9 protein-coding genes are annotated in these 12,339 nt (G+C 60.3%); 3 read left to right on the top strand and 6 right to left on the bottom strand.

Annotated features, from left to right (window positions below; all coding sequences use genetic code 11):
- Positions 1–4 precede the first annotated feature (4 nt).
- Together SPHINGO391_RS19920 and recQ are read left to right on the top strand one after the other, a co-directional pair.
- Complete coding sequence (locus SPHINGO391_RS19920; RefSeq protein ID WP_152010478.1) at positions 5–352, top strand: RidA family protein; 348 nt, start codon at positions 5–7, stop codon at positions 350–352.
- A gap of 153 nt (positions 353–505) precedes the next feature.
- The gene (gene recQ / locus SPHINGO391_RS19915) at positions 506–2,368 is read left to right on the top strand and encodes a DNA helicase RecQ (RefSeq protein WP_152010477.1); all 1,863 of its coding nucleotides are present in this window, start codon (positions 506–508) and stop codon (positions 2,366–2,368) included.
- A 64-nt stretch (positions 2,369–2,432) separates the two neighbouring features.
- Here recQ and SPHINGO391_RS19910 read toward each other — a convergent pair whose 3' ends face one another.
- A complete protein-coding gene (locus tag SPHINGO391_RS19910) occupies positions 2,433–3,329 on the bottom strand; it encodes a hydrogen peroxide-inducible genes activator (RefSeq protein ID WP_152010476.1) in 897 nt (298 codons plus the stop codon).
- Between the two features lie 262 nt (positions 3,330–3,591).
- Between SPHINGO391_RS19910 and katG the strand changes: the two genes are divergently transcribed.
- Positions 3,592–5,763, top strand: coding sequence for a catalase/peroxidase HPI (katG, locus tag SPHINGO391_RS19905; RefSeq protein ID WP_152010475.1), 2,172 nt, complete (start codon positions 3,592–3,594; stop codon positions 5,761–5,763).
- Between the two features lie 90 nt (positions 5,764–5,853).
- Here katG and SPHINGO391_RS19900 read toward each other — a convergent pair whose 3' ends face one another.
- From SPHINGO391_RS19900 to SPHINGO391_RS19880, 5 genes are all read right to left on the bottom strand, one after another.
- Positions 5,854–7,071 (bottom strand): glycosyl transferase, encoded by a 1,218-nt coding sequence (locus tag SPHINGO391_RS19900; RefSeq protein ID WP_152010474.1) that lies wholly within the window; start codon positions 7,069–7,071, stop codon positions 5,854–5,856.
- A 1-nt stretch (position 7,072) separates the two neighbouring features.
- Entirely contained in the window at positions 7,073–7,894 is an 822-nt protein-coding gene (locus SPHINGO391_RS19895) for an HAD-IIB family hydrolase (protein ID WP_244615270.1), read from the bottom strand.
- Between the two features lie 11 nt (positions 7,895–7,905).
- Positions 7,906–9,690, bottom strand: coding sequence for a sugar phosphorylase (locus tag SPHINGO391_RS19890; protein WP_152010472.1), 1,785 nt, complete (start codon positions 9,688–9,690; stop codon positions 7,906–7,908).
- Positions 9,691–9,816: 126 nt separating this feature from the next.
- The gene (locus SPHINGO391_RS19885; protein WP_152010471.1) at positions 9,817–10,809 is read right to left on the bottom strand and encodes an aldo/keto reductase; all 993 of its coding nucleotides are present in this window, start codon (positions 10,807–10,809) and stop codon (positions 9,817–9,819) included.
- Between the two features lie 140 nt (positions 10,810–10,949).
- Positions 10,950–12,320, bottom strand: a complete 1,371-nt coding sequence (locus SPHINGO391_RS19880) for an aspartate aminotransferase family protein (RefSeq protein ID WP_152010470.1) — start codon at positions 12,318–12,320, stop codon at positions 10,950–10,952.
- Positions 12,321–12,339: the final 19 nt, after the last annotated feature.

Below are 12,339 nucleotides of genomic sequence, written 5' to 3'. Positions count from 1 at the left end.
AAAAATGAGCGATATCAAACGTTTCGAAACCGGCCCGCGCATGAGCCAGGCTGTCGTCCATGGCGGGGTGGCTTATCTGGCCGGTCAGGTCGGCACCGCCGGGGCCAGTGTTGCCGACCAGACCAAGGACATTCTTGCCAGTATCGACCGGCTGCTGGAATCGGTGGGTTCGGACAAGAGCAAGATCCTGCAGACCACGATCTGGCTGGCCTCGATGGATGACTTTGCGGAAATGAACGCTGTCTGGGATGCATGGGTTTCTCCGGGCAACGCACCGGCACGTGCAACCGGGGAAGCGAAGCTCGCGACACCGGACTACAAGGTCGAGATCATCTGCATCGCCGCGGTCTGAGCCAGGTACTCGGGGATCAAATCGTAAAGCACGCCGCGTATCGATCGGGATGCGCGGCGTTTTCATGCGTGGAATTGTGGGCAGAACGGGGAAGTGCTCGCGGCGGCAGGGCTATCTGTGCCATAGTCGGGGTCTTCCCGAGAAAGCGATTCCATGCAGCAATCCCACGACCACGCCGATCCCCCTTATGCCGATGACAGGCTCGAAGAGCCGCTTGCGGTACTGAACCGGGTTTACGGCTACAACGCGTTCCGCGGACGCCAGTCCGAGGTCGTCGAGCAGGTGGTCTCGGGTGGCGATGCGGTGGTGCTGTTTCCCACCGGTGCCGGAAAGTCTTTGTGCTTCCAAATTCCGGCGATGTGCCGGGATGGGGTGGGAATTGTCGTTTCGCCGCTGATTGCGCTGATGCGCGACCAGGTGGAGGCGCTGAGGCAGCTGGGCGTGCGTGCGGCCGCGCTCAATTCCTCGCTGACGCGAGAGGAGTTCCTGGATGTCCGCGCGGCGATTGCCCGGGGCGAGCTCGATCTTCTCTATGTCACGCCGGAGCGGATCGTCACGCCGGGTTTCAGGGAGATGATCGGCAATGCGAAGATTGCCTTGTTCGCCATAGATGAAGCGCATTGTGTTTCGCAGTGGGGGCATGATTTCAGGCCGGAATACCGTGAACTCGGGCATCTTGGGGAAGCTTATCCGGGTGTGCCGCGCATGGCGCTGACGGCGACGGCAGACCCGCATACCCGTGATGACATCATCGACAAATTGGCGCTTGGCTCGGCGGAAGTCTTCACGACATCGTTCGACCGGCCGAACATTGCTTACGAGATTGTCGAGCGCGACCAGCCGCGCCAGCAGCTTTTGCGTTTCCTGTCACGGCACAAGGGTTCGAGCGGCATCGTCTATTGCCTTTCGCGTGCGAAAGTCGAGGACACGGCGGAATGGCTCAACAAGCAGGGTATCCGCGCGCTCGCCTACCACGCGGGCATGGCGCGCGAGGTTCGCGACGCCAACCAGGATGCCTTCCTCAAGGAAGAAGACCTTTGTCTGGTCGCCACCGTCGCCTTCGGAATGGGGATCGACAAACCCAATGTGCGCTATGTCGCCCATCTCGACCTTCCGGGATCGGTCGAGGCTTACTACCAGGAGACCGGTCGGGCCGGGCGCGACGGTCTGCCGTCGGATGTCTGGATGGCCTACGGCATGGCCGATGTCATCCAGCGAGGACGGATGATCGATGGCGGCGCATCGGGCGACGACATAAAGCGGGTTGAACGGGCCAAGCTCAATGCGCTGCTGGCCATCTGCGAAACCGCAGGCTGCCGGCGGCAGGCCATCCTTGCCCATTTCGGCGAAACACATCCGGGCAATTGCGGAAACTGCGACACTTGTCTCAAGCCGGTTGAGACCTGGGACGGCACCGATGCGGCGATCAAGGCACTGGCGGCGGTCTACCGGACCGGCGAGCGGTTCGGCACCGGGCACCTGATCGACGTGCTGATGGGCAACGAGAACGAGAAAACCAACCGCTTCGGCCATGTCGACATGCCCGTCTTCGGGGCCGGAAAGGATATTGCCGCCAAGACCTGGCAATCGGTCTACCGGCAGCTTCTTGCCGCCGGCCTGGTCAGTGTCGACCACGAGGCCTTCGGTGCGCTGAAACTCGAACCGGATGCGCGTGCGGTTTTCAAGCGCGAGCGAGAGGTCCGCTTCCGCAAGGACCGGCCGACCAAGGGAAAAGCGCCGCGAGGCAGTTCGTCACGCTCAATGGCGGCGAAATCGGCGCTTGAGGACGAAGCGGATATTGAACTGTTCGAGGCGCTGCGCGCCGCCCGCATGACGATTGCCAAGGAACTGGGGGTGCCTCCCTATGTGGTCTTCCCCGATACGACCCTGGTGGGATTTGCAACCAGCCGGCCGCTCGACCATGAAGCCATGATCGGCATTTCAGGGGTCGGACAGTCGAAGCTCGAGCGCTACGGGGATGCGTTTCTCGAGGTGATACTGGCACATCAGAAATAGGTGTCCGCAGCGAAGATCTGCTTGATGGAGCCTACCCAGCGTCTCAAGCCATCCGTTTGCAGGCCTACGCGCGGGCGCTCGTGGTTTTGCGGACGACTTCGGAGATCTGTCCGAGTTGTTTGGCCAGCGGGCTGGTCTTGCGCCAGATCATGCCGATGGTTCGCGAGGGTTGCGGGTTTCTGAAATGAGCGATCGAGACCGGTGCGGAGCGGGTTTCCACCGCGATGGCCATTTCCGGAATGAGCGTCACGCCAAGGCCGGCGCCAACCATCTGGACCAGCGTGGCAAGCGAACTGGCATCAAGCATTTCGCGAGGCCGGGACGATTGAATGTTGCAGAAAGAAAGCGCCTGGTCGCGAAAGCAGTGGCCTTCCTCGAGCAGCAGAAGTTTCATCTCGCGCATGTCCTCGTGCCCGGGAACCGGTTTGTCCTGGTCGGCAACAGGCCGCACCAGCACGAAATTCTCTTCAAACAGCGCAACCTCCGTCAGTGACGGTTCGGAGACCGGCAAGGCGACGATGGCTGCGTCGAGCCGGCCGTCAGCAAGTTCGCGGACAAGGATCGGGGTCAGCGATTCACGGATCTGGATATCGATGCTGCTGTTGGATGCCGTCAGGTCGGTGATGATCTCCGGCAGCAGGTAGGGCGCAATGGTTGGTATCACGCCAATGCGAAGACGCCCGACCAAATGATCACGTGACGCCCTTGCCAGTTCCCCCAGTTCGTCGACCGATCGGAGGATGCCGCGGACGCGGTCGGCAAACTCCTCTCCGAAATTCGTCAGTCTGACCTGGCGAGCGCCGCGCTCGAACAATTCGGTTCCCAGAGATTCCTCCAGTTCCCTGATCTGCACGGACAAGGCCGGCTGGGAAATCGCGCAAGCCTGCGCCGCGCGTCCGAAATGGCCGTGGAGCGCCAGCGCCTCGAAATACCGCAACTGCTTGAGGGTCAGGTTTCTCATAGTTTCAAATTATCAGAGTGATGAATTAAAACAACTTAATCCAATGGCGTATGTTTGCTATATGTCAATGTGAGGAGATGAGGAGAGGGTAGGATTCACACTGCTTCTTGTCTCGGCAACCAATAACGCCCAAGCCAAGCGTTGTTTCGTCAGGCAGCAATCCAGACGGATCGGGCCTTGGGCGAGAGTTGTCAAACCCAGACATTTCAAGGCCTTCATCAAAAGATGAAGCAGTCAACACAGGTAGGATCGGAGACATATAATGAACGCCATAGACAAAGTGAGTAAATGTCCCGTCATGCATGGCGGCAACACTCTTTCGGGTAGCGGTGTCGTCAGCTGGTGGCCAAAATCACTCAATCTCGAAATTCTTCACCAGCATGACACCAAGACAAACCCGCTTGGCAAGCACTTCGACTATCGCGATGAACTGAAGAAGCTCGATATTGAAGCTCTGAAGAAGGACATGCATTCGCTGCTGACCGACAGTCAGGACTGGTGGCCTGCGGACTATGGACACTATGGCGGCCTGATGATTCGCCTGGCCTGGCATTCGGCAGGATCCTACCGTCTGGCGGATGGGCGTGGCGGCGGCGGCGGCGGCAATATCCGTTTCGCGCCGCTCAACTCCTGGCCGGACAATGGCAACCTCGACAAGGCGCGCCGCCTGCTCTGGCCGCTCAAGAAAAAATACGGCAATGCCGTCTCCTGGGCTGACCTTATCCTGCTCGCCGGCACGATCGCCTATGAAAACATGGGCCTGAAGACCTTCGGTTTCGGCTTCGGTCGCGAGGACATCTGGCATCCGGAAATCGACACCTATTGGGGTGCCGAAAAGGAATGGCTGGCGCCGTCCGACAACCGCTACGAGGATGTCGGCAAGCCGGACACGATGGAAAACCCGCTCGCTGCCGTGCAGATGGGCCTCATCTACGTCAACCCGGAAGGCGTGAACGGTCAGTCCGACCCGCTGAAGACCGCCGGGCAGGTGCGCGAGACCTTCGCCCGCATGGCCATGGATGACGAGGAAACCGCCGCCCTGACAGCCGGTGGTCACACAGTCGGCAAGACCCACGGTAACGGCGATGCCGGTGCTCTCGGCGTTGAACCCGAGGCTGCGGAAGTCGAAAACATGGGATTCGGCTGGATCAACCCGAACCTGGGCGGCAAGGCATCCAACGCCATCACCTCGGGCCTCGAGGGGGCATGGACCACAAACCCTACCGTATTCGACATGGGCTATTTCGAGCTGCTGTTCGGCTACGAGTGGGAACTCACCAAGAGCCCGGCCGGTGCCAACCAGTGGCAGCCCATCGGCATCAAGGAAGAGCACATGCCTGTGGATGCGACCGATCCGTCGATCCGTCGCATGCCGATCATGACCGACGCCGACATGGCCATGAAGATGGACCCGACCTACAACACGATCTGCCAGAAGTTCATGGCTGATCCCGACTATTTCAGGGACACTTTCGCCCGCGCCTGGTTCAAGCTGACCCACCGCGACATGGGTCCCAAGGTCCGCTACGTCGGCCCGGACGTTCCGGAAGAAGAGCTGATCTGGATGGATCCGGTTCCGGCCGGCTCAAACAACTATGATGTCGGTGCCATCAAGTCGAAGATCGCGGCGTCCGGCCTCAGCGTTGCCGAGCTGGTTTCGACCGCCTGGGACAGCGCCCGCACCTATCGCGGCTCCGACATGCGCGGCGGCGCCAATGGCGCACGCATCCGTCTCGCGCCGCAGAAGGACTGGGAAGGCAATGAGCCAGCCCGTCTCGCCAAGGTTCTCGGTGTGCTCGAACCCATCGCAGCCGAATACGGCGCCAGCGTCGCCGACGTGATCGTGCTTGCCGGCAATGTGGGTGTCGAGAAGGCGGCGAAGGCCGCCGGCCATGACGTCTCCGTTCCCTTCGCGCCGGGCCGTGGCGATGCCACCGACGAGATGACTGATGCGGCATCCTTCGACGTGCTCGAACCGCTCGCTGACGGTTATCGCAACTGGCAGAAGGAGGACTATGTCGTCAGCCCGGAAGAGATGATGCTCGACCGGACCCAGTTGATGGGCCTGACGGCTCCCGAAATGACGGTTCTGATCGGCGGCATGCGCGCGCTCGGCGCCAATCACGCCGGCACCAAGCATGGCGTCTTCACCGACCGCGAAGGTGCGCTGACGACGGACTTCTTCGTCAACCTGACAGACATGGGCAATACCTGGAATCCTGTCGACGGTGGCATCTACGAGATCCGCGACCGCAAGACCGGTTCGGTCAAGTGGACGGCGACCAGGGTCGACCTCGTGTTCGGCTCCAACTCGATCCTGCGTGCCTATGCGGAGGTCTATGCCCAGGACGACGCCAAGCAGAAGTTCGTCAGTGACTTCGTGGCGGCCTGGACCAAGGTCATGAACGCCGACCGTTTCGACCTCGCTGCCTGATTTCAGCGTGACATTGTTCGGGCGCGGATGGAGTGAGCCATCCGCGCCCGAATTGCGTTTTTCATTGACGGTGCGGCCGGGTGGGGCCCGCTAGGTTTCGGCGCTGTCGGCGGCAACAGCCTCGTACATGTTCCGCAACAGATCCGGGTCGGCGGACTGAATCCGGCTCCAGTTCGGTATGAACGGCGTCTCCATCGGGTTTTCGAGAAAGATCTGGCCGGCGGCGACGATGTTGGCCGCAAACAGCTCCACGGCTTCCTCCTCCTGGTGCCGGTCCGTGTGCAGCCCGTTCATCAGCGCATCATTGTGATACATCTCGATCAGGTCGAGGGCGGTCCGATAATAGGTGGCCTTGATGGTGCGGAAGGTCTCCAGGTTGAAGACCACGCCATCGGTGGCGAGCTTTCGGAACAGCGCCTTGGAGATATCCACTGACATCCGCGAAAGTCCCTGAGTGGCATCGGCCTTGGAAAGGTCCTGGTGTTTGTGGTCATAAGCATCGGAGATATCGACCTGACAGACCGAACGGTTGGACAGATTGCGCCAGACCTCCGACAGCACGCCGATCTCCAGACCCCAGTCCGACGGAATGCGCATGTCGGGCAGCATGCTCACCCGCATGGCGAATTCGCCGGCGAGCGGATAACGGAAGCCCTTGAGATATTCGATGTAATCGAGGTGGCCGCAGACCTTCTGGATCGACAGAAGCAGCGGCGAAACCAGAAGCCGGGAGACGCGCCCGTTCAGCTTGCCGTTGGCGATGCGCGGATAATACCCCTTGCAGAACTGATAGGGGAACGCCGGATTGGTGACCGGATAGACCAGCCGCGCCAGCATTTCGCGTGAATAGGTTGTGATGTCGCAATCGTGCAGTGCCACCACGTCGGCGTTCTGCGAGGCCAGCGCATAGCCGATGCAATACCAGACATTGCGGCCCTTGCCGGGTTCGCTGGGCGCCAGGCCGGCGTTTTCGAGCTTGGTGTGGATGGCGTTCAGGCGCGGTCCGTCGTTCCACAGGATGTCGTGTTTCTGCGGCAGTCGGGAAAAATACTGCCGGGCAAAGCGGTACTGTTCGGCATCCGCCTGATCGAGCCCGATGATGACGTGGTTGATGTAGCTGGCGCCACTGAGTTCATCGATGATCTTGGACAGTGCATCCCGGCCGAGCTCGGAGAACAGTGACGGCAGGATCAGCGTGATCTTCCGCGTCGCTGCAAACTGGCGCAGCTGTGCTTCCATCATCTCGAGTGGCATGCGGCTCAAGTTGTGGAGCGTGGCCACGCTGCCATTCTGATGAAAATCGGCCATATCAGCTCCTGTTGTTCTCTGCCCGGTCGAGCAGCGAATTGATCACCTGGTTCCACCCTTCCGGACCGGCGGCTTCCGCGCGGACGATCCGGCCTGTGGCTTCGCCTTCGCATGGCGGGATGCCGGAATGGGCCGGATTGGGGATGACAACACCCAGGTCCGCCTGCTCGATCATCGCCAGATCATTACCGGCATCGCCAAGCGCCACGATGAAAGGCGTCATGCCCTGCCTTGAATGACGGGCGGCGATCTCCATCATACGCTCGGCCTTGTTTCCGCCAAATGACAGCGTCAGGAAGCGGCCTCCCTGCTGCACGATCAGACCCATTGCGGTGACCGCCTCAACAAACCTGGCCTTGTCCGCTTCGCTCCCAAGCCAGAGGCCGGGTTCGGAAAACCGGCGCTTGCGGGCATTTGCGGCATCGGAAATCGAGAGTCCGGTCAAGTCGGATACTTCTTGTGCGCTCCAGTCGCTGAAACCCTCGTATTGAGCACGCAGGCAAGGGGGCAACCGTTCCAGCGCCTGACATATCGCATGGTAGCTGGTTTCGGTCGCATCGCCTTCATCACTGGCTTCATCAACGGCTTCAAGGATGCCGGACCCGTTTTCGACGATGGCTTCGCAATCGGAGAAGCCGAGTTCTTTGCGCAACGGAGTGATTTCGGCGGCTGTCTTGCTCGAAGCGAGGATCAGAGGAATTTCAAGATGCCGCAGTCTTGCCAGTGCCGGAGCGGCTGCGGCATGGGAGTAGTTGCGGTGGTCGAGAAGCGTTCCATCGAGATCGCTGAAGACAATCAGGTTGCGGATGTCGAGGGCGCTCACGTGATCACCATTCAGTTGGTGATCCATCGGCACTGGTAAGGCGCGAATTCCAGGTCTCCGCCAAAGCCGCCGATGTGCTCGCCAGAGATCAGGTCAGACCAGGTGTCGCCGTCGATCAGGTTGAGCGACATCAGGGGAATCGAGATGGTCTCACCGGTGAGGTTGTGGATGGCGAAGATGCTTTGCGACCGGTCGATGCTCTGCCGCCAGAAGCCGAACAGCTGTTCGCCCAGTTGCAGGGTGAACTGCGTGGCGTTGGGGTGGAAAGCGGCCTGCTTCGAGCGCGTCTGAAGGATGGAGGTCAATGCGTTGAACACCCGGGCATGACGGCTACCGGGATCATCGAGCTGCGCCAGCAGGTCGGGATAGTGCCAGCGATGCCGGTTGATCGCGCGGTTGTGCCCGGATTTCTCGACGCCATCGTGATCATTGCCGGTGGCAAGAAGCGAGTGAATGTAGAAACCGGGAATGCCCTCGAGCCCCATGGCAATGATCTGGCTGCACAGGAAGCGCTCGATGTTCCACTCGTCCTCGCCCTCGATCGTGCCTTTCAGGGCATCAAACAGCGCGATATTGATCTCATAGGTGCGGGTGCTGCCGTCGGGCATCTTCCGCATGGAAAGACGCCCACCGAATTTCTCGGCCGTGTCGATGACGCGCTGAATATCTTCTTCACTCAGCAACCCCTCCGCCGGGCGCATGCCGATGCCGTCATGCGAGGCGGTGAAATTGAAATAGGTGCAGCCGAGCTGGGCCGGTGGCATCGACATCTGCCAGGCATTGAGATGCTTCGATGTGCCGTGGAGCAGGGCATGGAGCAACAATGGCGGCAGCGAGAAATTGTAGACCATGTGGGCTTCGTTGCGATTGCCGAAATAGCTCAGGTTCTCGGCATTCGGCACATTGGTCTCGGTGAGCAGGACCAATGGTTCGGCGGTGTAGTCGGCAAGCAGGCGGATCAGCCGCACGATTTCGTGGGTCTGGCGCAGATGGATCGAGGGCGAACCGACCTCCTTCCAGAGGAAGGCGATCGCATCCAGCCGCAAAGTCCTGACGCCCTTGGAGATGTGAAAGCGAAGGATCCGCAGAAACTCCAGCATGACCTCCGGATTGGAGAAGTCGAAGTCCACCTGGTCATGGCTGAAGGTGCACCAGACATGCCGGGTGCCCGAGGCTGTCTCGACCTCCCTCAGCAGCGGGTGGGCCCGGGGCCTGACCACCATGGAGAGATCATCGTCCGGCGAAGCTTCGAAGAAGAACCTGTCATAAGGCGCGTGGCCAAGCAGATACTCGTTGAAGAACGTGCTCTGGCTCGAGCAATGATTGATCACCAGATCCGACATCAGACGGAAGTTTTCGGCGATGCGGCCAATGTCCTCCCATGCGCCCAATCCGCTGTCGACGGCATAATAGTCGGTAATGGCGAAGCCGTCGTCCGAAGTGTAGGGAAAATAGGGCAGGATATGCACACCGGTGGCGGTACCCTTCAACCGTGTGTCGAGGAAGTCGAACAGCAGGTCCAGCGGCTTGTGTTCGCCGTTCACAAAGCTGTTGCCGTAGGTGATTACGTAGCTGTCTTTTTCGGACCAGAGCGTGTTGGCCGGCACCCGGCCCCGGCGTTTCGGATGCTCGTTACCGGGCCAGAAGGCCGCTATCGTCTGGTCCAGAAGGGCTGACTGGTCGCTGTCCGGGTAGATCGACTGGAGCAGCATTTGCAGCCCATCGCGCAATCTTCTGGGGATCGGCTTGGGGAGCGTCGCCGGCTTCTCCGGCGGATCTGCATAAAAAAATTCCATGTCCAATTTTTATGCATTTTTAATTTGGTGGCAAGCCGGTTTATGGGAATTAAGGGAAGCGGGGGCTAAGCCAGCCCCGACACCTCATTTTGGAGGTAACGGCATCCGGGTTTCGTTTGAGCTGCGTCAGCAATAGCCTTCCACACCGTTCGACTGTTCCCGTGAATAGCGGTCGCCGTGGGCGAAGCCCCGTGGCAGTATCCTGCCAATTTCCGCCAGTTCCGTCGCGCCAAGTCTAAGTTCGGCGCCCTTGACGCATTCCTCAAGATGGATTGCCGAGCGCGTGCCGGGGATCGGGATGACATGGCTGCCGCGGCTCAAGAGCCAGGCGATTGCCAGGGCAACCGGAGTGGTGCCGAGGTCGCCTGCATAGGCCTTGAAGGGGGCGACGGCTTCGATGTTGCGGGCCAGGTTGGGCTCGACGAAGCGTGGATTGTGCTTGCGGAAATCAGCCGCGCCAAAACTCGCCGGGTTAGGAGCCTGGCTTGCTAAAATCCCGCGTCCGAGCGGGCAGAAGGCGACCAGGGCAACACCGAGATCGCTGCAGGCCTCGACCATTCCAAGTTCCGGCTGTCTCGTCCACAGAGAGTATTCGCTCTGGACGGCCGTCATCGGGGCGACCGCGTGCGCCAGTTTCAGCGAACTCGGGGCAATTTCCGAAAAACCGAAGCCACCGATCTTGCCCTCTTCGATAAAGCGTTGAAGCGTGCCTGTAACCTCCTCGATCGGCCGATCCGCCTCCCGACGATGGACATAGAAGAGATCGACATGATCAACGCCGAGCCGCTTCAGCGATGCTTCAAGTTCGCTCCGGAGGTGGTCCGCGGAATTGTCGAAGTACCGGGCGCCGGTTGCTGGATCGCGACGGATGCCTGCCTTGGTGGCAACCCTGAAGTGACCCGGGTTGTGCCGGAGGTAGTTGCCGATCACCGTTTCAGAGATGCCCATGCCATAGACATTGGCCGTGTCGATCAGGTTCACCCCGAGATCCCTCGCAGCCGCCAGGGTCTCGTGGCTTTCCTGCTCGGTGGTGGGGCCATAAGGCCCTGCGAAATTCCAGCATCCGAGCCCAATCGCGGAAACGCTTGGTCCAGACAATCCCAATCGACGATGTTCCATGAGATCCTTGTACAGGGAAAATCCTCTGATCGACAATTCACAGGCGGTGATTGTCTGGCATGTTTTTCATCCATTGGAACTGCAAGGCCGGCCCGATGGGGGCCGGCCTGCTTTTTGATCCGGACTGGCCAGATTGCCGTTCAGCCGCAGACTTCCTTGAGAGCATCGGCCGTTGCCGAGACAATGGTGTCTGCCTCTTCCCGCGACAGGCAAAGTGGCGGGGCGAAGCCGATGATATCGCCCTGCGGCATGGCCCGTGCGATGACGCCGCGTTTGAGCAGGGCTGCGGCGACCGACGGCCCGACTTTCCTGGCCGGGTCGAAGAAGACGCGGTTGTCCCGGTCCTCGACCAGCTCGACCGCGCAGAGCATGCCTTCTCCGCGGACGTCACCGACATTCTTGTGCTTGCCAACTGCGTCCGTCATGCCCTTGTTAAAGTAGGCGCCGGTATCTCCGGCATTTGCGACGAGGCCAAGGCTGTCGATAAGCTTGAGATTGGCGACACCTGCCGCCGCACCGATCGGGTGAGCGGAGTAGGTCCAGCCGTGGCCAATGGCGCCGAATTCATCGGTGCCCTGTTCGAGAACCTGCCAAACCCTTTTGGAAATTATGGAACCCGACAGTGGGGCATAGGCCGAGGTCAGGCCCTTGGCGATGGTGATGATGTCGGGCTCGATGCCGTAGTGGTTTGATCCCATCATGGTCCCCAGCCGACCGAACCCGGTCACGACCTCGTCTGCGACAAGCAGGATATCATGCTTTCTCAGCACGGCCTGGATTGCCTCCCAGTAGCCCGCGGGTGGCGGCACGATGCCGCCGGTGCCGAGCACCGGTTCGCCGATGAAGGCAGCAATGGTATCGGCGCCTTCGCGTTCGATCATGGCTTCAAGTTCGCTCGCGCAATGGGCAACGAAATCGGCTTCCGACATCGAGAGATCGGCCCGCCGGTAGTAGTAGGGCGCCTCGGTGTGCAGCACCTGTGACAATGGCAGGTCGAACTTCTTGTGAAACAGATCAAGCCCGGTCAGGGAGCCGGTCATCAGGCCGGAGCCATGGTAGCCGCGCCAGCGCGAGATGATCTTCTTCTTCTCGGGCCGGCCCAGGATGTTGTTGTAGTACCAGATCAGCTTGACGTTGGTTTCGTTGGCATCGGAGCCCGAGAGGCCGAAATAGACCCGGCTCATGTTCTCCGGCGCGCGATCGATGACCATCTTGGCCAACGTCACGGAGGCTTCGGTGCCGTGGCCGACATAGGAATGATAATAGGCCAGTTCCTTGGCCTGCGCGGCAATGGCGTCGGCGACTTCCTGGCGGCCATAGCCGATGTTGACGCAGTAAAGGCCGGCAAAGGCATCAAGCAAACGATTGCCTTCGCGGTTGGTGATGTAGACGCCTTCACCCCCGGTGACGATGCGGTTGTTCAACTCACCACGGGCAAATTGTGCAAGATGCGTGGAGGGGTGGAAGAAGTGATCGTGATCCCATTGGTCGAGCTGATCGTTGCGCAACATTGTTGTTTCCTTCTTGATT

The sequence above is a fragment of the Hoeflea sp. EC-HK425 genome (assembly GCF_902498795.1).
Lineage (GTDB): Bacteria > Pseudomonadota > Alphaproteobacteria > Rhizobiales > Rhizobiaceae > Hoeflea > Hoeflea alexandrii.
The sequence above is the reverse complement of the archived record's forward strand: the minus strand, read 5'-3'. Positions and strand labels throughout refer to the sequence as shown.

Excerpts from the sequence above, each read along its gene's own strand:
- SPHINGO391_RS19920 (WP_152010478.1), top strand. The coding sequence starts at position 5 with ATGAGCGATATCAAACGTTTCGAAACCGGCCCGCGCATGAGCCAGGCT.
- recQ (WP_152010477.1), top strand. The coding sequence starts at position 506 with ATGCAGCAATCCCACGACCACGCCGATCCCCCTTATGCCGATGACAGG.
- SPHINGO391_RS19910 (WP_152010476.1), bottom strand. The coding sequence starts at position 3,329 with ATGAGAAACCTGACCCTCAAGCAGTTGCGGTATTTCGAGGCGCTGGCG.
- katG (WP_152010475.1), top strand. The coding sequence starts at position 3,592 with ATGAACGCCATAGACAAAGTGAGTAAATGTCCCGTCATGCATGGCGGC.
- SPHINGO391_RS19900 (WP_152010474.1), bottom strand. The coding sequence starts at position 7,071 with ATGGCCGATTTTCATCAGAATGGCAGCGTGGCCACGCTCCACAACTTG.
- SPHINGO391_RS19890 (WP_152010472.1), bottom strand. The coding sequence starts at position 9,690 with ATGGAATTTTTTTATGCAGATCCGCCGGAGAAGCCGGCGACGCTCCCC.
- SPHINGO391_RS19885 (WP_152010471.1), bottom strand. The coding sequence starts at position 10,809 with ATGGAACATCGTCGATTGGGATTGTCTGGACCAAGCGTTTCCGCGATT.
- SPHINGO391_RS19880 (WP_152010470.1), bottom strand. The coding sequence starts at position 12,320 with ATGTTGCGCAACGATCAGCTCGACCAATGGGATCACGATCACTTCTTC.